The organism is Halobacillus hunanensis, from assembly GCF_900166655.1.
In the GTDB taxonomy this organism is placed as follows: domain Bacteria; phylum Bacillota; class Bacilli; order Bacillales; family Halobacillaceae; genus Halobacillus_A; species Halobacillus_A hunanensis.
In genome coordinates this window covers 1172408-1194450 of sequence record NZ_FVZB01000006.1, presented here as the reverse complement: position 1 = coordinate 1194450, position 22043 = coordinate 1172408, and the positions used below count along the sequence as shown (strand labels likewise).

Annotated in this window: 20 protein-coding genes and 2 riboswitches; of the genes, 13 read left to right on the top strand and 7 right to left on the bottom strand. The window is 42.3% G+C overall.

Features of this window, described 5'->3' with window-relative positions; translation table 11 throughout:
• Positions 1-320 precede the first annotated feature (320 nt).
• From B5354_RS11435 to B5354_RS11425, 3 genes are read left to right on the top strand one after another with little or no spacing between them, the layout of a single operon-like run.
• Positions 321-1469, top strand: coding sequence for an acyl-CoA dehydrogenase family protein (locus tag B5354_RS11435; RefSeq protein WP_079528889.1), 1149 nt, complete (start codon positions 321-323; stop codon positions 1467-1469).
• Between the two features lie 23 nt (positions 1470-1492).
• The gene (locus B5354_RS11430; protein WP_079528888.1) at positions 1493-2647 is read left to right on the top strand and encodes a thiolase family protein; all 1155 of its coding nucleotides are present in this window, start codon (positions 1493-1495) and stop codon (positions 2645-2647) included.
• Between the two features lie 43 nt (positions 2648-2690).
• The gene (locus tag B5354_RS11425) at positions 2691-4247 is read left to right on the top strand and encodes a fatty acid--CoA ligase (RefSeq protein ID WP_079528886.1); all 1557 of its coding nucleotides are present in this window, start codon (positions 2691-2693) and stop codon (positions 4245-4247) included.
• Between the two features lie 49 nt (positions 4248-4296).
• Here the strand turns inward: B5354_RS11425 and ligD are convergent, their stop codons facing one another.
• The gene (ligD, locus tag B5354_RS11420) at positions 4297-6072 is read right to left on the bottom strand and encodes a DNA ligase D (RefSeq protein ID WP_079528885.1); all 1776 of its coding nucleotides are present in this window, start codon (positions 6070-6072) and stop codon (positions 4297-4299) included.
• 103 nt (positions 6073-6175) lie between these two features.
• On the opposite strand from ligD, the gene ku reads away from it, so the two are divergent.
• From ku to thiE, 8 genes are all read left to right on the top strand, one after another.
• The gene (gene ku, locus B5354_RS11415; RefSeq protein ID WP_079528883.1) at positions 6176-7030 is read left to right on the top strand and encodes a non-homologous end joining protein Ku; all 855 of its coding nucleotides are present in this window, start codon (positions 6176-6178) and stop codon (positions 7028-7030) included.
• Positions 7031-7382: 352 nt separating this feature from the next.
• The gene (eutB, locus tag B5354_RS11410) at positions 7383-8351 is read left to right on the top strand and encodes a hydroxyectoine utilization dehydratase EutB (protein ID WP_245804760.1); all 969 of its coding nucleotides are present in this window, start codon (positions 7383-7385) and stop codon (positions 8349-8351) included.
• 18 nt (positions 8352-8369) lie between these two features.
• Positions 8370-10058, top strand: a complete 1689-nt coding sequence (locus B5354_RS11405; protein WP_079528881.1) for a PucR family transcriptional regulator — start codon at positions 8370-8372, stop codon at positions 10056-10058.
• A gap of 83 nt (positions 10059-10141) precedes the next feature.
• A riboswitch (TPP riboswitch) is annotated at positions 10142-10253 on the top strand.
• Between the two features lie 89 nt (positions 10254-10342).
• The gene (gene thiW, locus B5354_RS11400; RefSeq protein ID WP_079528880.1) at positions 10343-10837 is read left to right on the top strand and encodes an energy coupling factor transporter S component ThiW; all 495 of its coding nucleotides are present in this window, start codon (positions 10343-10345) and stop codon (positions 10835-10837) included.
• A gap of 5 nt (positions 10838-10842) precedes the next feature.
• A riboswitch (TPP riboswitch) is annotated at positions 10843-10945 on the top strand.
• Between the two features lie 44 nt (positions 10946-10989).
• The gene (gene tenA / locus B5354_RS11395; protein ID WP_079528878.1) at positions 10990-11679 is read left to right on the top strand and encodes a thiaminase II; all 690 of its coding nucleotides are present in this window, start codon (positions 10990-10992) and stop codon (positions 11677-11679) included.
• Entirely contained in the window at positions 11676-12488 is an 813-nt protein-coding gene (gene thiD, locus B5354_RS11390) for a bifunctional hydroxymethylpyrimidine kinase/phosphomethylpyrimidine kinase (protein WP_079528877.1), read from the top strand. The genes tenA and thiD overlap by 4 nt, the downstream gene beginning before the upstream one ends.
• Positions 12479-13255 (top strand): hydroxyethylthiazole kinase, encoded by a 777-nt coding sequence (gene thiM, locus B5354_RS11385; RefSeq protein ID WP_079528875.1) that lies wholly within the window; start codon positions 12479-12481, stop codon positions 13253-13255. The genes thiD and thiM overlap by 10 nt, the downstream gene beginning before the upstream one ends.
• Before the next feature lie 32 nt (positions 13256-13287).
• A complete protein-coding gene (gene thiE / locus B5354_RS11380) occupies positions 13288-13869 on the top strand; it encodes a thiamine phosphate synthase (protein WP_245804759.1) in 582 nt (193 codons plus the stop codon).
• A gap of 88 nt (positions 13870-13957) precedes the next feature.
• On the opposite strand, the gene B5354_RS11375 is transcribed toward thiE, so the two are convergent.
• Positions 13958-14770: an alpha/beta fold hydrolase gene (locus B5354_RS11375; protein WP_079528872.1), complete on the bottom strand. Its 813-nt coding sequence runs from the start codon at positions 14768-14770 to the stop codon at positions 13958-13960.
• A gap of 256 nt (positions 14771-15026) precedes the next feature.
• Here B5354_RS11375 and B5354_RS11370 point away from each other — a divergent pair, with 256 nt between their 5' ends.
• Positions 15027-15302: a hypothetical protein gene (locus tag B5354_RS11370; protein ID WP_079528871.1), complete on the top strand. Its 276-nt coding sequence runs from the start codon at positions 15027-15029 to the stop codon at positions 15300-15302.
• 366 nt (positions 15303-15668) lie between these two features.
• On the opposite strand, the gene qoxD is transcribed toward B5354_RS11370, so the two are convergent.
• The 5 genes from qoxD to B5354_RS11345 all read right to left on the bottom strand — a co-directional run bounded on the left by qoxD (position 15669) and on the right by B5354_RS11345 (position 20565).
• Complete coding sequence (qoxD, locus tag B5354_RS11365; protein ID WP_079528869.1) at positions 15669-16037, bottom strand: cytochrome aa3 quinol oxidase subunit IV; 369 nt, start codon at positions 16035-16037, stop codon at positions 15669-15671.
• Position 16038: 1 nt separating this feature from the next.
• A complete protein-coding gene (gene qoxC / locus B5354_RS11360; RefSeq protein ID WP_079528867.1) occupies positions 16039-16644 on the bottom strand; it encodes a cytochrome aa3 quinol oxidase subunit III in 606 nt (201 codons plus the stop codon).
• Position 16645: 1 nt separating this feature from the next.
• Positions 16646-18580, bottom strand: coding sequence for a cytochrome aa3 quinol oxidase subunit I (gene qoxB / locus B5354_RS11355; RefSeq protein WP_079528866.1), 1935 nt, complete (start codon positions 18578-18580; stop codon positions 16646-16648).
• A 24-nt stretch (positions 18581-18604) separates the two neighbouring features.
• Positions 18605-19516, bottom strand: coding sequence for a cytochrome aa3 quinol oxidase subunit II (qoxA, locus tag B5354_RS11350; protein ID WP_079529157.1), 912 nt, complete (start codon positions 19514-19516; stop codon positions 18605-18607).
• 380 nt (positions 19517-19896) lie between these two features.
• Positions 19897-20565, bottom strand: a complete 669-nt coding sequence (locus tag B5354_RS11345) for a Dph6-related ATP pyrophosphatase (protein ID WP_079528864.1) — start codon at positions 20563-20565, stop codon at positions 19897-19899.
• Between the two features lie 265 nt (positions 20566-20830).
• On the opposite strand from B5354_RS11345, the gene B5354_RS11340 reads away from it, so the two are divergent.
• Positions 20831-22042 carry a M24 family metallopeptidase gene (locus B5354_RS11340; protein ID WP_079528863.1) on the top strand — a complete coding sequence of 404 codons (1212 nt, stop codon included), beginning with the start codon at positions 20831-20833 and terminating at the stop codon, positions 22040-22042.
• Position 22043 lies beyond the last annotated feature (1 nt).

Here is a 22043-nt window from a genome sequence, read left to right as displayed (position 1 = left end):
ATCCGATCATAAAATAATAGTAACCCTATCCCAAAGTCTCCTCCCTGTTAAAGAAGTGCGTAGACGAATGTAAGAGGCCGAGTAGAGAAAGAACAACGTATGTCTATGGTATAGGTATAGGATAAAGCATCGTTATTCACTGAGACTAGCGGTGCCTATTTTTTTATTTCTAACTTTTCACTATTGTAACCTTCAATGAATCCTTATATATATGAGCATTTTATATAAAGCAGGAAAATGAGCAGGCAAGCCAGAATATAATATAGGACAAGTTTTTTAAAATAATATGACCGAATATTCCGAACTATCAGGAGGGCCCTATGGAAGCTGGCTATATAAAAGATGAACACAGAATAGTAAGGGAATCATTGAGGAAGTTTCTTGCAAAAGAAGCTTTTCCATACTTTGATCAATGGGAGAGTCAGGGGTACATTCCGAGGTCATTCTGGAAAAAGCTTGGAGAGCAAGGATACCTTTGCCCTTGGCTTAATGAAGAATTTGGTGGGGCAGGGGCAGACTTCGCTTATTCAGTTTTGATTAATGAGGAGCTGGAAAAGGTCGGGACAGGCTTAATCGGAATTGGACTTCACAACGATATTGTCGTTCCTTATCTTGCTGAATATGGAACGGTTGAACAGAAGAAAAAGTGGCTTCCTAAATGTGCAACAGGAGAAATTATAACTGCCATTGCTATGACAGAGCCAGGAGCAGGTTCAGATTTAGCCCATATACGTACATCTGCAGTATTACAAGATGACCATTATGTAATAAACGGGGAAAAAACGTTTATCACAAATGGCATTCAGGCAGATCTTATTCTCATAGTTTGCAAGACGGATACACAGACGAAACCACCTCATAAGGGGATTAGTTTAATCGTTGTTGAACGTGGCACTGATGGTTTTTCTCGGGGGAAACAATTACATAAAGTAGGACTGCACAGTCAGGATACAGCTGAACTAATTTTTGAAGATGCTAAAGTGCCTAAAGGAAATCTCCTTGGTGAGGAAGGAAAAGGATTTTATTATCTGATGGATAAACTACAGCAGGAAAGACTTGTTGTTGCTATCGGGGGGATTACCTCAAGTGAACGGATGCTGGAACTAACACTTGATTACGTGAAGCAGCGGCAGGCATTTGGCAAGTCGATCGCTTCCTTTCAACATATACAGTTTAGCTTAGCTGAATTACAGACAGAGGTGGAAATAGGCAGGGCTTTTCTGGACCGAACTATAGAAGCACACATGAATGGAGATGAGGTGGTTAAAGAAGTATCGATGGCAAAGTGGTGGATTACGGATTTAGTTAAAAAGACAGCTTCAACGTGTATGCAATTTCATGGAGGTTATGGCTACATGGAGGAGTACGAGATTGCAAGGCGATTCAGAGATGCCCCGGTAGCAGCAATTTATGCAGGGTCGAATGAAATTATGAAATCTATCATTGCCAAAAAAATGGGGCTCAACTAGCCAGGATAAATGGGGGATGCAGGATGAATGAAGTTGTTATTGTCGAAGCTGTACGAACTCCGGTTGGTAGAAAAAATGGTTTGCTGAAAGATATCAGGCCAGACGAATTACTGGCGAAAGTCCTAAAAGAATTGACTTGCAGAGTTGACCTAGACCCAGCTGAGGTAAATGATGTCATTGCGGGCTGTGTTTCGCAAGTTGGGGAGCAGTCTGGTGACGTAGCCAGAATCGCTGCTCTTATGGCTGGTTTCCCCAAAGAGGTACCTGGTGTCACAATTGACCGGCAATGTGGGTCAAGTCAGCAAGCTGTTCATTTTGCTTCACAAGCGATTGCAAGTGGAGATATGGATGTAGTGATTGCCGGCGGAGTAGAATCAATGTCTCGTGTGCCAATGTTTTCAAATAGGCAGGGAACAGAGTATAGCGAAAAGCTTACAAGTCAATATAGAATGATTAATCAAGGTTTATCGGCGGAACAAATTGCCGAACACTGGGGGTTGAGTAAGGAAGATTTAAATAGATTTGCGGTAAGAAGTCATGAAAAGGCATTATCTGCAATCGAGGAAGGGCGATATGAAAGGGAAATTATGCCTGTTGAAGCAAAGGATCGTAAGGGGCTGCCGATTACAATGAAGGATGATGAAGGACCGCGTCCTGGAACAACTATGAGCAGCTTGGAGCCTCTAAATCCGGCATTTAAAGAAGGTGGGGTGATTACAGCAGGTAATGCCAGTCAAATTAGCGATGGTGCTTCGGCTATTTTGCTTATGTCACGTCAGAAAGCTGAGTCTCTTGAGCTAAGACCGCGCTTTCGCATTGTAGCTCGTTCCGTTGTTGGGTCTGACCCAACTTTTATGCTTACCGGGCCTGTTCCAGCTACTCAGAAAGTTTTACAACAGGCTGGACTTAGTCTTAAAGACATTGATCTATTTGAAGTTAACGAAGCTTTTGCTTCAGTCCCTTTGTTTTGGCTGAAGGAAACAGGGGCCGCTATTGAGAAATTGAACGTCAATGGCGGTGCGATAGCGCTTGGGCACCCACTTGGAGCTACAGGCACTAAGCTGATGACAACTCTTATGCATGAACTGGAAAGGTCGGAAGGACGATATGGTCTTCAGGCCGTTTGTGAAGGATTGGGTATGGCTAACGCAACGATTATTGAGCGTTTGTCAGACTAATGTAGCTACTAGTTTTCAAACAAGTTTAAAGGAGTGGATAATGATGGGTCCAACACTTAAAAGTATGTTTGAGCAAACGGCGGTGAAGTTTCCGAATAAAGAAGCGTTAGTAGATGTAAGGTTAGGAAAAAGGTGGACTTATCGACAATGGGATGAAGAAGCAAATCACTTGGCTAATGCTTTGTCTGGTGCAGGGGTTACAAAAGGGGAAAAGGTTTCTACAGTACTTTATAACACGGCTGAATTTGCAGTTACATTATTTGCTTGTATGAAAATCGGTGCTATTTTTAATCCCATAAATTTCAGGCTAACTTCGCAGGAAATCAGCTTTATTATTAAGGATGCTAAACCTAAAGTAGTATTATTCGAACGGGCAACAGCACCGCAGCTTAAAGAAATTGCGAATGAAAGAACCCATATCCATTTCTGGTCCATAGATGAACAGCAGGAGGTTGTATTATCTCGCCATTATTATGATGTGCTGGAAGGAGCGGATCGTACACCGCCGTTCTGCGAAATCGACGAAGACGATTACTACGCAATCATGTACACTTCAGGTACGACGGGATTACCTAAAGGGGTCCTGCATACTCACCGGGATATGATTGACCAAGCACTCATACTAGCCCATACTTTACATCTCACCCACCACGACCGCGGTCTAACGGCAGCTCCGATGTTCCATTGTGCTGAACTCCATTGTTCATTTTTTCCAAGGGTGATGGTTGGGGCAACAACGGTAATTCTCCATCACTTCGATGCTCAGGAAATGATTCAAATAACGCGTGAAGAAGAAATCTCTACATTGTTTGCAGCTCCAACGATGTGGAATATGATCATACAAGAGAAATTCAGTAAGAAGGACTTCAATTCATTGAGGACAGGGCTTTATGGTGGGGCACCTATGGCTCCAGCCCTAACGAAGCGGCTTCATCAAGCTTTAGGAGTCCAATTGATCCAAGCATACGGAATGACTGAAATGGGACCGGCTATTACCGTTCTTCTCGAAGACGAACAGTTGTCTAAAGCAGGGTCTGCAGGACGGGCACTAGTAAACCATGAAGTACTCGTCGTACGTACACGGGAGGAAGGACCTGCAGATCCCGCTGACATCTGCAGCCCAGGCGAGTTAGGAGAAATTATTGTGCGCGGGCCAAGTATGATGCCTGAATATTACAATCGTTCTAAAGAGACGTCAGAAGCTTTATATAAAGGGTGGTATCATTCTGGAGATATTGGTTATTTCGATGAAGATGGCTATCTATGGGTTAGTGACAGGGTGAAAGACATGATTGTTTCAGGCGGTGAGAATATTTATTCCCGCGAAGTGGAGGATGCCCTGTTTGACCACCCGGCTGTTGTGGATGCTGCAGTAGTAGGGGAACCCGATGAATTGTGGGGCGAAAAAGTTGTTGCTTATATAGTGAAAAAAGGCGATGTAGAACCTGACGAACTTGATGAATTTTGCATATCAGGTAACAGGCTTGCCCGCTACAAGCGACCGCGTCGTTATGAGTTTGTGTCTGAACTTCCCCGAAATGCCAGTGGAAAGCTGCAGAAATTTAAACTCCGAGAGCAGACAAAACAGGTAACAGAATAGATTGGATGAGCCTCGACCCATCATGTCGAGGCTCTATTTGTTCAGTACTTTATCCTCCTAGTTGTTTCATGACATCAATGGGCTGGGACTCTCGCACTTTATGATAATCTTGAAAAGGACAGCCAAATTCCTGGACTCGCTGCATAACATTCTTAATGGTAAAGTCTTCTGGATTTAGATCTTCTGTGATTTCATGCCAAAAAAGCGGTGTGGCTACAGTTCCTTCTGAAGTGGCTCTGGCTGAATAGGGGGATATAATGGTTTTTCCTTCTGCATGCTGGACATAGTCCAGGTAAAGTCTTTGTCCGCGATTTTTCTTTAATCGCTCAATTGTAAATAAATCTGGACTTTCTTTTACAAGAAGATCGACTAAACTCTTTGTAAATTTCCTTGTTTCTTCATAACTCATGCTCCCCTCTGTAATAGGAATATGGAGCTGCATTCCTTTATTTCCGGATGTTTTTATAAAACCATGTACGTTGAGTTGGTCAAGCAAATGTTTCAATAGTTTTGCAGCTATGATCGATAAATGAAATGCGCTGCGATCAGGTGGATCAAGGTCAAACACAATCTCATCCGGGTCATTGGCTGCTGCTTTTTGAAACGGAATATGAAACTCTAGTGCTCCTTGATTGCTTAGCCAAACTAAACTTGACAGCTCGTTGCTAACGATGAAGGTCTCACCATTCTCCTTCCATGCCTCTACATAATCAGGAGAGTGTTCAGCCCGATGCTTTTGAAAGAAGGATTCGTCACCCACACCATGAGGATATCGAATTAACGTCAACTTTTTATCTTTTATAAAAGGAATCATGTAAGGAGCGATCGCTCTAATGTACATCAGGTAATCCTGCTTACTCCATTTCCTTTCTGGCCACAGTATTTTTTCAGGATGAGTGATCTCTACATCCTCAGGAAACAAAAGCAGGTCCCAGTCTCGTTTAGACACGGTACAATCATCGTGCTCCAAATCAAATCTAAACTGATGGAAGACAGGCTCGCGCATTTCTCCGCCTTCTGCCATTAAGCAGTTGATAGCGGCGCAAACACTTGGATTTAGTCTCCAATTAGTTCCCTTCTCTTTAAAAAAAGTTGCAAGTGTATGCGCCTGCTCTGAGGTTAATCCATGCTTAAAACTGCCTAACGGTACACGTTTATTCCCGTGCCAAATCTCCATTTTATAATAATCATTCCCTGGATCGAATGAGGTTAGAAAGCCAGAAACTGAACGCCATTGTTTCACTTTGAGCCATTGCCTCGTCCGAACCCCTTTTTGGTAAATGCTCTGTTTGCGCTTTGCTACGATACCTTCGCCTAAATGAAGGAGGAGAAGACTGTGGATGTCGGCTTTATGTTCAAAAACTTCGACCATTTGAATAGATGGAAAGTCGATATGGTTAATCATTTTACGAAGTCGTTCTTTTCTTTCTATAAAAACAAATGAGGTTAAATTTTTTCCAGATTCAAGAATATCAAATGCCATAAATGTAGCGGGCCGCTCTCCAGCTATCCTTTTAATAGAAGCTTTATTCCTCATCCGTCCACGTTTTTGGAGAATGGGGAAATTGGCCTGATAAGGGGTGTTGAGAATCACGATCTCGCCGTCGAGTAAAACAGGCAGTTGATCAGGAGGATCCCCTTTTTTTGCAGCATCAATGATTTCAGGAAAGCGGTCTGACAAATCCTGACCGTTTCTACTCATGAGCGAAACCCCGTTTTCTGTCCACTTAAGAAACGCCCGAAATCCGTCATATTTCACTTCATATACCCATTCATTTCCCGTCGGTATTTCTTCAGACAATGTCGGAAGCATAGGTTTAACCAACTCACTCACCTTCTTTTCTATCTTTATTTTGATCGAGTATATAGCTTTTAGTCATATTTTTTCTTAGAGGGTAAAAGCTAATCAAAAAGGAGTGAAATAGTTCATGCACACAATGTGGAAGGGATCGATTAGTTTTGGTCTTGTTAACATACCGATCAAGCTTCATGCTGCTACTGAGAACAAAGATATTAAATTGCGTCAATTACATGGAAAATGTAATTCTCCGATCGAGTATAAGAAAAGATGCCCAGTTTGCGAGGAAGAAGTGAAAAATGAAGAGATCGTCAAAGCTTACGAGTATGCTAAAAATAAATTTGTAGTGCTTGATGAAGAGGATTTAAAGAACTTAAAGAAAGAACAAGAAGACAAAGCTGTGGAAATACTTGATTTTGTCAAACTTGAAGAAATTGACCCTATTTATTTTGAGCGCAGCTATTTTATTTCACCAAACAGCGGTGGAAATAAAGCATACGGTTTATTAAGGGAAGCCCTTGAAGACACGGGGAAAATCGGCATTGCCAAGATTATTATTCGTTCAAAAGAACAATTGGCTATTTTGCGAGTGTATAAAAATACATTGCTTATGGAAACCATCCATTATCCGGATGAGGTGCGAGATGTTGGCGAGGTACCAAACGTTCCTGAGCAAACTGATTTAAGTAAAAAGGAAATGAAGACTGCTGTTGCGTTGATTGATGAACTCACAGCCGAGTTTGAACCAGAGAAGTACACGGATGAATATCGAACAGCTCTTCTGGAACTTATTGAAGCCAAACGAAATAATGAAGAAGTGACAACAGCTAAAGAGAAAAAACGTCCTGACAATGTGACAGACCTTATGGAAGCCTTAGAGAAGTCACTGGACGAGTCGAAAAATAAAAAGAAAGTTGCTCCTAAAAAGGCAGCTCCTAAAAAGAAAGCATCCAAGAAATCATCAACAAAGAAAAAGTCGTCATAACCCCTTTAATAACAGGATTTTGTCGAACGATTATCTGTATTTTAGCATCGAAATGTTGTATAATTGAGAATATAAACACATAATCGGAGGGTGTATGAAACAGGTGTTCGATCCCGTGAAATAGCAGAAGATATGATGAAATCTGCGAAGCTTCCGTAGTCATTGAAGGACTTTGCTTAAGTCAGTCGCAGGAAAGCTTAGTTAAGAAATGTTTAACAGATGTGATTCAACAATCCTTAATGAAATAATAAAGAGTTCATACAACGTTACATAGTATGCTCTCTTTTTTTGTTCAATAATATCTGAAAAATCTGAACTACCCTGGCATATGTATTAAGAGAGGAGAATAATCGTGAGCGAATTCATATCTTTAAGGGAGATTTGGAAGGCGAGGCAGAGGATTACAGGGCTGGCTATCCAAACGCCCCTTATCTATTCGAACACTTTATCTAATTACACAGGAAATCAAGTGTATTTAAAACTTGAAAACCACCAGCCTACAGGAGCTTTTAAATTAAGAGGAGCTGCTAACAAGATCCTTTCCCTCTCCAACGAGGGTCAAAAAAGAGGTGTGGCGACATTTTCAACAGGAAACCACGGTATTGCTGTCGCCTATGTCGCCAAGCAGCTTGGGATTCATTCTGTTGTATGCATTTCTTCACGGGTACCAAAAGGGAAAGTAAATCGGCTGAAGGAGCTTGGCGCTGAAGTTGTGGTCGTAGGTGAAAACCAGGATGATGCGGAAGATTACTGCTATCGATTAGAACAAGAACAAGGTGTCTCTGTTATCAAACCATTCGATGACCTTGATGTCATTGCCGGGCAGGGCACGATAGGATTAGAAGTGTTGGATCAGTGCCCTGACATAGATGAAATATTAATTCCCCTCTCAGGGGGAGGCTTGCTTTCTGGAATTGGCTATACCTTGAAGTCAAATGATCCATCCATTCAGGTAACGGGTGTATCGATGGAGAACTCAGCAGTCATGCATGAAAGCTTAAAACAAGGCCGCCCCATCAAAATTGCTGAATCGCCAACGCTGGCAGACAGTTTGTTAGGCGGGATCGGACCGGATAATCAGTACACTTTTCAATTGACTAAGCAGTATATGGATAAAAGCGTGCTTATTTCTGAGAAGGCGATTGCAGAAGGAGTATTGTTTCTGCTTGAGCATCATAAAATGGCAGTAGAAGGAGCGGCTGGGGCAGCAATTGGGAAGTTACTGTCAGAGAAGCAAGGTGACGGCCGTGTAGTAGTAGCAATTGTCAGCGGTAATAATATTGATCATGAAACAGTTAGTGAGTTGCTTAAAACTAGATAAGCTTGCGGGGTGTGGTAAATGGGTATAACCGTTAAGGATGTCTTACAGTTATCCGTCATGAAACCGGCAAAAGTCCATGTCGGGAATGAGCGTATTGAGACCAGTGAGGTGGAATGGATTTCAGTTATAGAAACACCTGTCGAAAACTTTGTGCGTAAAAATGAATTTGTGCTCAGTACCGGTGTCGGATGTGGCGATGACCCTGACTGTTTAGAAGTTTATGTGAAGGATGTTATTCATTCAGGAGCTTCGGCACTGGCCATTGCTACTGGACGGTATATTTTTAAAATTCCTGACCGCATCCAACAGCTCGCTCTTGAGCAGAATTTTATCATTATTGAAATCCCGTGGAATGTTCGATTCGGTGATATTTTGCAAGACGTTTTAGCTGAAATAAGTAAGGAAAAGGAATTGGAGCAGAAACAGGCGGAGGGCGTTCGGCAGGAGCTCATTAACTGTGTACTAAATGGCAAAGGTCTGCAAGAGATCATGACCATCCTCTTTCAGCATTCTCAAATTCCTGTGGCCATTAGTGATCATAATAAAATCGTGAGGGCAAATTACGAATTTGATCAACGGATGATTGACGTGCTGAACGGGGTAGAGGAAGGAGACTATGAACTTATTCCGACTAAGGAGACTCCGTTTCGCGATCACCCCCTTTACCATTACATTGAAGAATATAAAATTGGAGAACAGTACTGTTATCAGCTTACCATTCTATCCAATTATAAAAAGCAAGGCTATCTTCTGTTTCAGCCAAAAGATAACGAAGAGCTAACATGGCCGGTCTTAAATATATTAGAACATGCCCTTACGGCTTGCGCTCTTTATTTTGTTAAGGAAAATGCGATTGAAATGACAGAAATTCGGCTTAGAGATCACTTTTTACTAGATTTAGCAAAAAGTGAAGTCGAAGTAGATAAACAGATGCAGTCAAAGGCTCAACTGCTCGGCTACGAATTAACGTTACCCTATATTTGCCTTGTAGGATCAATCCGCTTTAAGAAAAAAAATAATCACGTCGAGCGGGCCGGGGAGCAGTCGGTTCTTTCTTCATCGATGAACAGTCGAAATTACTATATTCAGAAAGAGATCACTCATGCTGGTGATGTTTTAAATCGCCGAACCATGACGACGTTTGAGGATGGAGAAGTCATTGTATACTTAGAGGCAGATGATCATCCTTATATGGAAACAAGCAATCAATTTCTCGACCTTATCGAACGCAGATTAAATGAATTGCTTGCTGGCATTAATATTTCCTGGGGAATATCTTTTCCTAAGGATGGGGTTTTTGTATTTCATCAAGGTTATGATCAAGCCGTGACCGCTTTAAATATTGGCAAGCAGCAGCATGAGGATGGAAATCGAACTTTTTTTAGTGATACCCGTATGAATAGATTGCTCATGGCCTTATCCCACGAAAAAGAAATTGAAAATATTGTAAAGGATACATTGGAACCGCTGATTATCTACGATCAGAAACGTCAGGCTGATCTTATTCATACGTTTATTGTTTACAATAAATACAATAGTAATGTCAGTCAAACTGCGAGAGCGCTGATGTTGCATCGTCAATCATTACTCCATAGATTGCGCAATATTGAACATTTAACAGGCTTGTCGCTGTTAAATGCTGACGATATGTTTTTACTGGAGCTTAGTGTAAGGTTATGGAAGCTGAAGAAGGTAGAAGAAGAATAAGCAGACAGCTTTATAGTTGATTCATGATGACAATCCAAATCTTCTCTGTTATGATGAAAACAACCAAGCGAATAGTATTACACAATTACTACTAGGGGGGCCCTGATACGGGCTGAGAGAAAAGCGAAACAGCTTTTCGACTCTTATGAACCTGATCTGGTTAAGACCAGCGGAGGGAAGTAGTCAGAAGAAATGTCTTATGACTTTATCCATTCGAAGCCAGGTCCTCCTACAGGATCTGGCTTTTTTCATGTTCACTCCCCTTTTAAGAGAGGAGGGGAAATATGAATCGAACTCGCTTATTAACGACCATGGCTGTATTTGTAGCAATCGGAACGCTTGGTTCGCAAATGCTGTGGTTTCCTGCTGGAATAGCCAAGGCTTATCCTGTACAACACGCAGTCAATGTTATGGCCGCTGTCACGCTTGGACCCATTCCGGCGGTTGCGATTGCCTTTATGATCGGCCTGCTTCGTAATTTGCTTGGTCTCGGAACATTGCTTGCGTTTCCAGGAGGCATGATTGGGGCTTTACTCGCGGGTTACTTTTACAAATGGTCCAGAAAAACATGGACTGCAGCAGCGGGTGAAGTGATTGGGACTGGGTTAATCGGTGCCATGCTCTCCGTGCCTTTTGCCAACATTTTAATGGGGAGTTCAGCGGGAGCATTAGCTTTCTTGCCGTCCTTTCTCATCAGCAGTACAACTGGTGCATTGATTGGCTGGTTTGTTGTTTCAAAATTACGGCAAACTCATGCAATACCTCAGACAAATCTATAATCTTCGGAAACTACTAGGGGTGCGAACACGCTGAGATAAGGATTTTCCTTTATCCCTTAGAACCTGATCTGGGTAATACCAGCGTAAGGAAAGTAGCCTCATCTCAAAAGCACCTTTAAGTGGCTTCCTATAACCTAAGGAGGCAACATTCTATGACATTTACCGAAACTTTACGAAAAGAAAATAACGAGCTGTTTGAAGCAATTTTTAACCATCCTTTTGTTGATGGAATTGGCAAAGGAGAAGTGCCACACGAAGCATTAGCTCATTACATTAAGGCTGATTATGAGTACTTGAACGCCTTTATGCATGTTTACGGTGTTGCCATATCAAAGTCTCCAGAACGACGTGACATGGGCTATTTTAGTGAACAAGTCGGATTTGTTCTAAATAGTGAAACCCATCCTCATCACAATTTCTGTGATGTCATCGGTGCAGGTTATGACGAATTGCAAGGCTACCCGCTACCGCCAACAGCCGATCATTATGTCAAACACATGATGTATCACGCTCAAATGGGAGGACTCGGAGAAATCCTCGCTGCCCTGCTTCCATGTCCGTGGACTTATCTTGAAATCGGCAACCATTTGATGAAAAAATATCAGCCAACACCAAATCATACGTTCTACCCGTGGATAGATTTCTACGCAAATGAGGAATTTGATACGCTATCCATGGCCATGCGTGAACGCCTCAATGAGCTGGCCGAAGAGGCTTCAGAAGGTGAACTGAAACGGATGAAAGACGCTTTTCGCAAGAGCTGTCAGTTGGAGTTGAACTTCTGGGAAATGGCTTTCACTTGTGAAACGTGGCCGACTGGGGAGGCGGTGACTTCCAAATGAAACAAGCAGCTTGCGCATTAACGATTGCTGGAACTGATCCGAGCGGTGGAGCAGGCATTCAAGCTGATTTAAAAACATTTCAAGAATTAAAGAGTTATGGCATGAGCGCTATTACTTCTGTAGTCGCTCAAAATACAACAGGGGTCAAAGATATACACGATTTGCCTGTTGATATGCTGAGGAAACAATTAGAAGCCGTTTCTTCAGATATGCCCATTCATGCGTTTAAAACAGGGATGATCGCAAGTCATGACATGATGAAAACCATCGCAGAATGGCTGCCAGAAATACCAGCTCCATACGTTATGGATCCTGTAATGGTAGCACAAAGCGGAGATCCTTTGATCAAAGAAGAATCGCGGTTGTGGCTTCGTGATCATTTACTGCCATACACATCGATCGTTACACCGAATATACCTGAAGCAGAGGATATTACAGGGAGATCAATTGAGAACATCGATGATATGAAAGAAGCAGCCGCACAGATTGTGACTAAATTTGGAGCAGGTGCAGCTTTGGTAAAGGGCGGCCATATCAAAGGTCAGGCCATAGATGTTCTATTTGACGGCTCGGAAATTCATACTTTTACAAGTGAACGAATTGATACAAAAAATACTCATGGAACAGGATGTACGTATTCTGCTGCCATCACTGCTCATTTAAGTCATGGCTCACCTCTTGTAGAAGCGGTTGAGCAGGCCAAGTATTTTGTTACAGAAGCGATCCGTCATTCGTTTGAACTTGGGGAGGGGAGCGGTCCAACCAACCACTTTGCAACACGAGAGGAGGTTTTTAACAAATGGTTGTAAATGTGATTTCAAACGTGCGGGAAAAGCAGCCGCTGATTCATAATTTAACGAATCAGGTGGTCATGAACTTTAGTGCCAATGGTTTACTAGCATTTGGCGGATCTCCTATTATGGCGATGGCTAAGGAAGACGCAGTAGATATGGCAAACTTATCCGATGGTGTGTTAATCAATATGGGAACGTTGACAGAGCCTCAAATCCAGGCCATGATACTAGCTGGAAAAGCTGCAAATGAGAAGGGGGTCCCAGTAGTCATTGATCCTGTAGGTGTGGCGGCAACCCCCTTTCGTACGCAAGCTTTTAATCGGATCATAGCAGAGGTAGAACCTGCTGCTATTAAAGGCAATGCAGGCGAACTTGCCCATATCGTTGGCATTTCTATAGAAACAAAAGGGGTAGATTCAGTTGATTCAGGAAATCCACAAGAGATTGCAGAAAAGGTGGCCAACGAATTTAACACACTGGCTATTGTTACAGGAAAAGTTGATGTGATCTCAAATGGGAAAGAGACCGTATCCAATCAAACAGGACATGCTTTATTATCTAAAGTAACAGGTGCTGGGTGTTTGCTTGGATCGATTGTAACGGCTTGTCTGTCAACTAATGGTACCCGCCTGCGACAAGCTTATACCGCCGTTAAATTTTATGGGCTTGCTGCAGAATGGGCTGCTTCCAAGCAAGACATCGAAGGTCCCGGGACCTTTGCTGCCCACTTTCTGGATGCACTGGCTTTGGAGTTATCACAACTTGAGGGTATCTCTTCATGAACCTTCGGAAGAGATTAAGGAAATATCTTATTATGGGCAGTCAGAATTGCCAGCGCGACCCAGTGAAGGTATTAGAAGAGGCCATCGCAGGCGGGGTTACAGCTTTCCAATTTCGTGAAAAAGGGCCAGGAGCACTAAAGGGTGAGAAGAAGCTGGCTCTCGGCTTGAAACTGCGCCAGCTTTGCCGGAAGCATGATGTGTTGTTTATAGTAAATGACGACAGCGTTTTGATGGAACCTTTGGAAGCGGACGGAATTCATGTAGGGCAGGACGATGTGAGCGTTGAGCAGCTGCGTTCGGCTTTTCCTAATAAAATTATCGGTTTATCAGTATCTAATGAAGATGAATTAAGGAGAAGCTCAGTCGGTGTTGTTGATTACTTGGGGGCGGGCCCGGTGTTTGGGACGTCAACAAAAGTGGATGCGAAAGTACCTGTTGGAGTTGAATGGATCGAAAGGGTACGGTGGATGTATCCTGATATTCCGTTAGTTGGGATCGGGGGAATAACCGTTCAAAATTCCGGTTCGGTGCTTGAAGCAGGAGCTGATGGTGTATGCGTGATTTCCGCTGTTACGTATGCTGAAGATGTTCGTGAAGTTGTAAGTAGACTCTAGGCGTTAACCGCCGGCTTGCCCGGCGGTTAGCGCCGATAAAATAAAGCCGGGACCTATGTAGGCCCGGCTTTATTGTACTTAATGAGGATCAGGATCCATCCAATGATTTCAAAAAGGAATCAACTTTATGATTAAATTGATCCGGTTCTTCTAAAAATGGGCAATGACAACTTTTTTCAAATAGTTCTAAGCGTGAATGGATGATTTCCCTGTTTAAGTGCTCTCCGGCGGCAACTGGAATGAGTTTCTCTTCCTTGCCGAAACAAAGTAAAGTTGGAACTGTTATTAATGACAAATAAGGCCTGCAGTCAATGAGTGACTGGTCAAATAAAATGGCGCTGGCTGTCGTTGCCGGGAGTCGTGTTGTTTCTGCGAGCATCCACTCCATATTGTGTGGCGACACTTCTTCTTTAAACATCAAAGGAATGAATCCGGCTAGCAGGCTTTTTTGATCTGTTTGGAGGTCACGCATCATACTCGTTAACGTCGGAAGATCAAACGCTCCAATCTCGAAATCTTCCCATTTGTAATCAGAAGCTAGTTCATCGACAATTACTGTCGCCTTTATATTGTCTTCGCCGAATTGGCTAATATATTCCCAAATTACGAATGCTCCCATAGACCAGCCTAACAGGGTCACATCTTTAAGACCTAGGTGCTGGATAAATTGTTTTACATCACGAGCATAGTTGGCGACTGTGTGACCTGAATCTATTGCTGAAGACTGTCCGTGTCCTCTGAAATCCAATGTGATCGTTTGATATCCTTCACGAAAATAGGGAACTTGCTTTTGAAAAAAACGGCTACTCATCCAAACTCCATGCAAAAATAAAACAGGTTTTCCTTCTCCAGATACTTCATAATATAACTCGGCTCCATCATTTAATTTTACAATTGGCATTTCGATCGCCTCCTTGTATATTTTATCAACAATGATTGGTAAACATGTCTGGCTAGTGATGAAATAATGGCACTCTAACAATTTCAATTTGTTCTACAGGAAACCTTCTATAGAGCCAAATTAAGTACTCCATTAAAAAAAGTCAAAAAAATCAACAGTTAAATGTGAATAATTTGTGTCCTTTTTGAGAATGATTTGTTACAATTAGAATATGAATACGATTACACGGGATCATTAAATTAAGGAGATGGATATAATGGGTATTGTGCTTATGTTTTTGTTAATTGCAACGGTTGCCCCATTTGTATTTATTCATTTGAAAAGGACAAAGTTAGCTATCACTCAAACCATTCTGCTCGTGGGCATGTGGGTCTACTTTTTTGAGACGATGTTCATTTCAGCTCCTTCAGCATTTTCGATTACTTGGTCAATGTTTTACTTGAGCCTGATTGTTGCTGAAGTAGCTTGGGTTATGTTTATTATCCATGTGGCCAATACACACGAAAAACCTCGTGAAGCAGTAAGATATTAATATTATACTAAAAGCCCTCTTTTCAAATAGAAAAGAGGGCTTTTTTAAAGTCTATATTAAGGCTATTGTCGAGGTTGCACATAGAACAGTTGAAGTAATGCCTGTAAGAAAGCAACGCCCGATATGATGGCTAATAATGGTTTGAAACTATAATCTGAATACAGGGTTCCCCAGAGTGTGAAGGCAGCTAGGATAATACATAAGGTAAAGCTTACTACATGCTTCCAAGGGAAACTGCCTGAATTCTGACTATATTCATTGTAGAGCTGTTTGTTTTTTTCCAATCTAATCACCACCGTGGTCTTTTGATGTTGCGATACTGTAAGGCTTAATTTTATAATCAGGAGCGATTAATTCCAGACTGAGTTAATGGCCGCCAGAATGTTCCTCCTGCTGTTGGTGCTGTTCGTGTCCTCCGTTATGCTGCGGGTCATGATCATGGCCAAATGACATAGTAAATAGTGACCCGGCAACAACAATCGCTGCGAGGACAAAACCATGAAACATCATATTCCATGGTACATGGCCATTATGGCTTTCGGATTCAGTCATATGCATGAACATAAATAACTGGATACCAGCCTGTATGACGGCTAAAATCATAATCGATGTGATAATCCAAAACGTTGATAAATCTGATCTGAGAGCAGCCCAGGCTGCCAGTAATGTTAAGACTAAAGACAAGACGAAGCCAACAATGTGCTGAACAGGAATACGTTTATTGTGTTCTGCCATGTTAAACCACCATCCCGATCAAATAGATGCTTGTAAAGAGGAAAATCCAAACGACATCAAGGAAGTGCCAATACAAGCTGATAATAAAGAATTTTCTGCTGGTAACAGGTGTTAAGCCGCGTTTTGCTATTTGGATCAATAACAGAATTGCCCAGCCAATTCCCACAGTTACGTGCAGCCCATGGGTACCAGCTAATATAAAGAAGCCGGACCAATACGCACTGGATTGTAAAGTGGCGCCTTCGTGCGCATAGTGAATGAACTCTTCAATTTCTAACCCAATGAACCCAAGGCCTAGAGCTAGTGTAATGATCATCCACGTTATGAGTCCTTTCTTAGAACCCCGTCGCATTTCATGAATCGCTATACCACATGTGAAACTACTTGTAAGCAATAAAAAGGTCATAATGAGTACGGAGCCAGGTTCAAACAATTCCCCTGGCAACGGAGCATCTGCTGTTCGCCCGAATAATACAGCATAGGTCGCAAAGAGTGTTGAGAATAGAACTATTTCAGCACCGAGGAATATCCAAAAACCGAGAATATTCATTTGACCTTGCTGTGTGCGGTATTCCAGCGGGCCAGTTTTTAATTCATGTGAACTCATTTTACAACCCCCTTGCTTTGCGTTCGGTACGCTTGATTTCGTCTACTTCAACATGGAACCCATCATCATAGTCAAAGGAGCGGACTCCCATCATAACGACTAGTCCGATTAAACCGGCAATAGCCATCCACATCCATTCAAACACAAGTCCAAAACTTGCTATACCTGCAATTCCCATCATGATAATCGGCTGACCGGTATTGCTTGGCATGTGAATTGGCTCCACTTTTTCTTCATCGAATGTTGTTTCACCTTTTTCCTTCATTTCTATAAAGGCATCATGTGAGTTTACGTGAGGAACCGTCGCGAAATTGTAAAACGGTACTGGAGTTGGAGTAGCCCATTCCAGTGTGCGTCCATCCCAAGAATCTCCGGTTTTTTCACGCTCGCTGTAACGATAACTATAGTAAATGTTGTAAACAAAGATGGCAAAGCCAAGTCCCATACCGAAAGCCCCTACAGTCGAAATAACGTTAAGCGGCATCCATTCAGGAATGATTGAAAAGACTCGACGCGGCATACCATCCAGTCCCACGAAGTATTGTGGGAAGAAACAAACATGGAATCCAATAAGGAAGAACCAAAAGCTAATCTTGCCAAGTCTTTCATTAAGTTTGTGTCCGAACATTTTCGGATACCAGTACACAAGACCTGCAAAGCAGGCAAACACGGTTCCTGCTATAAGCACATAGTGAAAGTGTGCCACTAGGAAGTATGAGTTGTGGAACTGATAATCGGCAGCAGCCATACCCAGCATAACACCAGTAACCCCGCCAATCACAAAACTCGGGATAAAAGCAAGTGCCCAAAGGTTGGCTACTGTAAACTGAATTTTTGACTTATACAGTGTGGCAAGCCAGTTGAATATTTTAACACCCGTGGGAACGGCGATTAACATTGTTGAAACAGAAAATACTGAGTTAACAAATGCACCGGCACCCATCGTAAAAAAGTGGTGAACCCATACAAGGAAACTTAACCCTGCGATGAGGATCATTGACCAAACCATGGCTTTATAGCCGAACAATTGCTTACGGGCAAATGTGGCAATAACCTCTGAGAAAATACCAAAGGCAGGCAATATTACAATATAAACTTCAGGGTGTCCCCACATCCAGAACAGGTTGGCCCACATCATTGGTAAGCCTTCGCCGGTCAGTGTGAAGAACTGAGAACCAAAAACTCTGTCGATCGTCATTAAAGCTAATGCCACTGTTAGGATAGGGAAGGCAAAAACAATAATGAACGCTGTAACAAGAGTTGACCAAGTGAAAATAGGCATTTGGAACATTTTCATCCCAGGAGCACGCATTTTAATTATGGTAACCATAAAGTTTATCCCCGTTGCCAGTGTTCCAATCCCTGATAACTGAAGACCCATCAAGTAAAAGTTCTGTCCGGGACCAGGGCTCATGGCTGCACCGGCAAGTGGTGTGTAACTGGTCCAACCGGCATCTGGAGAACCGCCGATTACGAAAGAAATATTAAACAGCAATGCCCCAAAAAGGAAGGACCAGAAACTCAAGGCATTAAGTGCCGGGAAAGCAACGTCCCTGGCGCCGATTTGCAATGGTACGATCACGTTCATTAAGCCGATCAAGAATGGCATAGCCATAAAAATGATCATAACCGTTCCGTGCGTCGTAAAAATTTCGTTATAGTGTTGCGAACCTAAGAAGTCCATACCGGGAAATGCTAGTTGGACACGCATCATTAAGGCGTCCATCCCACCTCTGAACAACATCGCTAGAGCACTGAGAATATACATAATACCTATCTTTTTATGGTCAACAGTAGTCAACCACTCACGCCACAACCATCCCCATCTTTTAAAGTAAGTTAGAACAAAGATAATAGCAGCTGTAACGAGCACGATGGAAACCATTCCAGCGTAAATGAGTGGTTCCCCCGTGACAAAAAATTCATCTAGTTGCATAATTCCTCACCTGCTTTCTTTCTATCACTCTTCATCTGTAGCATCAATTTCAATATCCCCGCTTTTTAAATGTAATTCTTTCTCATAAGCTTCTCCATGAAGTTCGATAGCGTAGTCCATTCCGGCCATCGTACCATGATTAACCCATTGTAAGTGGGTGGAAGAAAAGGTCTTCCGGTCTGTTAATCCAGGTTTAAGGAGCTTATTATATTGATCCTGCGTAAGCTCAGGGGAATTTTGTGCTTGTTCTACCCAGTTGGAAAATTCCTCACTGCTTTCTGCGTAAACTTCAAATGTCTGAGCTGCAAAGCCTTCCCCCGTGAAGTTTGCGTTTCGCCCATCATACACTCCTTGTTCATCTGCTTGTAGGTAAAGCGTATTCTGCATCCCTGCCATACCGTATTTTTGCCCACCTAAAGCTGGAATCCAGAGCGAGGACATTGAGTCTGCAGAAGCTATTTTGAATTCGATTGGGCGATCAGTAGGAATATGAAGATAATTGACTGTTTCTATGTTTTGTTCCGGATAACTAAAGAACCATTTCCAGTCGGCCGATGTTGCATGGATAACGAGTGGTTCTTTGGCAGCTGTTGCTGAAGCTGTTGATTCGGGCGGTTTTTCGAGATCAAATAATGTTTGTACGGTCGGTACTGATAAAGCTGTTACGATGAGAATCGGAATCACCGTCCAGATGACCTCAATCATTGTGTTTCCGTGAAGGTGCGGGTTGTAGTCTTTATCACCCCGCCCAGGACGGTCGCGGTATTTAATGACCATATAAGTAAATAGGGCAAAGACAACCACTACAATCACGAGCATAAACCAGATTGAATACATAATCAGGTCTTTTTGACTTTCTGCGACAGGACCCTTTGGATCAAGGACAGTCAGTTGACTGCAGCCGCTTAATAATAGCACCAGGCTGAGTGGCAGCATAGCCAGCCATTTTTTAATATGCCGTTTGTTGCGTTCCACTTGGCAATACACTCCTTCTCACAAATATATTAAAAGGGATGGTTGTTCCAATTAATGAATTACTGGGGTTAGTATAGCAAATAAAGCTTCAATAGAGACCTAGTTAAAAAAATTGTCATATAAAAATCACGATTTCTATTCAATTTTGACACAAATTATTCAAACTTAGGGAAATTGCACAGACTACTCCATATTGTTGTAGCCATAATAGCTTTGATCTATTACCTAAAATGGAAAATGGACGCGATAGCGCCCATTTATAAAGGTACCGAAATAGTGTTTCCCTCAAAAGCCATGGGGATGAGAATAATTCAGGTATGGTTAGGATGTCAAGCTTTCAACTATACTTCTATTAATTCAACGTGGACAAACTTTCCATTGTTTGTCGTAAATTGAATACCAGGCTGTACAGAGACAGGATAATGAAAGATCGGCCCGTCTACTACAAATGTATGGAATTCCCCATTTTCACCACAAGGATCTACATCTGTCGGCAGTGAACAGAGGAAGTTGTTATCAACTTTACATCCTGCCTGGTCAGCGGGGAGCTTTTCTGTATCAACGGTCGAAACGATAGCTTTAAAACCCGCTGAGATAAACTCCTTTGCAATGGTATTGGAAGCTCTTCCCCACAAGGGATAAAGCCCTGACATTCCTGACTTAGCGAGTAGGCGGTCCCGGTATTCTTTTATATCTTCGAGAAATAAATCCGCGTAAACAATTGTAAAGACGCCCTCTGACTTAAACTGATCAAACTTTTGCTGAAGTGTCTGTTCATAAGTATTGTTGTCCGCCATTTCAGGTAATGGAACGTCATACAAAGGAAGGCCCATTGACTCAGCTTGGGCCTGAATGAACTCTCTTCGCACCTCATGTATGGGCAGTCTGCCGCTCGCTTGAGAGGTGGTCGATAACAATCCTTTAATGCAATAATCACTATTTTCCATAAGATTATAGAGTGCAAGCGTACTGTCTTTTCCCCCACTCCAGGAAACAATGACATTCTCCATCCAAGACACCTCCTTCTTAATAAGATAGTGCCATGTTACACCAGTTTAATTGCACCATTCCATTCCGAAGTTCCTATATTAATCTCTACCTCAAATCATACAGCTTTTCAAAATGCTGGACAAATGTCTTCTTGCATCTTTCCTAAATTGTACAATTTGGAATCTTGAATTTTCATACATTTTTTACATTACATAAAAAAAGCCTATTGAATACAATAAATGTAATAGTCATTCAAATATTCAGATAATGGTGGGAGGGAAAAACATGTTGCTTCCATTTGATATTTTGGAATATCAAAACCGTCTTAAGGAAACAAAGGATCGCATGGATGAGAAAGGGATTGAGGTCCTGCTGATTACTGATCCAGCTAATATGAATTATTTATCTGGTTACGATGCATGGTCGTTTTACGTTCATCAAATGCTTGTCATCATCATTGATGAACCGCAGCCTATATGGATTGGGCGTTTCCAAGATGCAAACGGGGCTCGGGTCAAGACATGGATCTACGATGAAAATATCATCTCATACCCAGATTATTATGTGCATTCCAGTGTTTATCATCCAATGGATTTTATCTCAGAAATCTTAACTCAAATTGGGCAGGGAAATCGTCATATAGGGGTTGAAATGGATCATTATTATTTCACAGCAATGTCACTTGATCGATTAAAGCGGGGAATGCCTAATGCGAAATTCCATGATGCATCAGTTCTGGTCAATCGAGTTCGGATGATTAAATCGGATCAGGAAATTGAATACATGAAGCGTGCTGCCACAATCGCTGATCTAGCCATGACTAAAGGTGTAGAAAGCATTCGTGCAGGCGGAAGAGAGTGTGATACGGCTGCTGAGATCTATTATCACATGGTACGCGGTACTCCTGAATTTGGTGGTGAATATCCAGCCATTGTGCCATTGCTTCCTACTGGTGACCATACGTCGATTCCTCATCTGACTTGGACAGACAGACCTTTTTTGGAAAATAGTGCCGTAATCGTTGAACTGGCAGGGTGTTATAAACGGTATCATGTCCCGCTAGCTCGTACGGTTTCGGTTGGAGAGCCGAGTGAAAAGTTAAACCATTTGGCAGCTGTTGTGACGGAAGGAATACAAAATGTGTTGCAAACAGCTAAACCTGGTATGACCTGCAGTGATTTGGAAGGAATCTGGCGTAAGAGTATTCAAAAGCATGGGTTTGAGAAAGAATCAAGACTCGGATACTCCGTAGGCTTGAATTATCCTCCAGATTGGGGTGAGCATACAGCAAGTATTCGCAGAGGTGATACGACAGTTTTGCAGCCAAATATGACGTTCCATCTTATCCCAGGGCTCTGGTTCGATCACGATGGAATCGAGATCAGCGAGACGTTCCGAGTTACGGAGGCAGGGACTGAACGGTTTACCACATATCCGCAGGAACTAGTTGTACGACGTGATCCTTACAACATTAATTCAAATGGTCAAATCAGCTAGG

What these genes read in the sequence shown, in the direction of transcription:
- B5354_RS11435 (WP_079528889.1), top strand. Translation starts at nt 321, where the DNA reads ATGGAAGCTGGCTATATAAAAGATGAACACAGAATAGTAAGGGAATCA.
- B5354_RS11430 (WP_079528888.1), top strand. Translation starts at nt 1,493, where the DNA reads ATGAATGAAGTTGTTATTGTCGAAGCTGTACGAACTCCGGTTGGTAGA.
- B5354_RS11425 (WP_079528886.1), top strand. Translation starts at nt 2,691, where the DNA reads ATGGGTCCAACACTTAAAAGTATGTTTGAGCAAACGGCGGTGAAGTTT.
- ku (WP_079528883.1), top strand. Translation starts at nt 6,176, where the DNA reads ATGCACACAATGTGGAAGGGATCGATTAGTTTTGGTCTTGTTAACATA.
- B5354_RS11405 (WP_079528881.1), top strand. Translation starts at nt 8,370, where the DNA reads ATGGGTATAACCGTTAAGGATGTCTTACAGTTATCCGTCATGAAACCG.
- thiW (WP_079528880.1), top strand. Translation starts at nt 10,343, where the DNA reads ATGAATCGAACTCGCTTATTAACGACCATGGCTGTATTTGTAGCAATC.
- tenA (WP_079528878.1), top strand. Translation starts at nt 10,990, where the DNA reads ATGACATTTACCGAAACTTTACGAAAAGAAAATAACGAGCTGTTTGAA.
- thiD (WP_079528877.1), top strand. Translation starts at nt 11,676, where the DNA reads ATGAAACAAGCAGCTTGCGCATTAACGATTGCTGGAACTGATCCGAGC.
- thiM (WP_079528875.1), top strand. Translation starts at nt 12,479, where the DNA reads ATGGTTGTAAATGTGATTTCAAACGTGCGGGAAAAGCAGCCGCTGATT.
- thiE (WP_245804759.1), top strand. Translation starts at nt 13,288, where the DNA reads ATGGGCAGTCAGAATTGCCAGCGCGACCCAGTGAAGGTATTAGAAGAG.
- B5354_RS11375 (WP_079528872.1), bottom strand. Translation starts at nt 14,770, where the DNA reads ATGCCAATTGTAAAATTAAATGATGGAGCCGAGTTATATTATGAAGTA.
- B5354_RS11370 (WP_079528871.1), top strand. Translation starts at nt 15,027, where the DNA reads ATGGGTATTGTGCTTATGTTTTTGTTAATTGCAACGGTTGCCCCATTT.
- qoxD (WP_079528869.1), bottom strand. Translation starts at nt 16,037, where the DNA reads ATGGCAGAACACAATAAACGTATTCCTGTTCAGCACATTGTTGGCTTC.
- qoxC (WP_079528867.1), bottom strand. Translation starts at nt 16,644, where the DNA reads ATGAGTTCACATGAATTAAAAACTGGCCCGCTGGAATACCGCACACAG.
- qoxB (WP_079528866.1), bottom strand. Translation starts at nt 18,580, where the DNA reads ATGCAACTAGATGAATTTTTTGTCACGGGGGAACCACTCATTTACGCT.
- qoxA (WP_079529157.1), bottom strand. Translation starts at nt 19,516, where the DNA reads ATGCTGCCACTCAGCCTGGTGCTATTATTAAGCGGCTGCAGTCAACTG.
- B5354_RS11345 (WP_079528864.1), bottom strand. Translation starts at nt 20,565, where the DNA reads ATGGAGAATGTCATTGTTTCCTGGAGTGGGGGAAAAGACAGTACGCTT.
- B5354_RS11340 (WP_079528863.1), top strand. Translation starts at nt 20,831, where the DNA reads ATGTTGCTTCCATTTGATATTTTGGAATATCAAAACCGTCTTAAGGAA.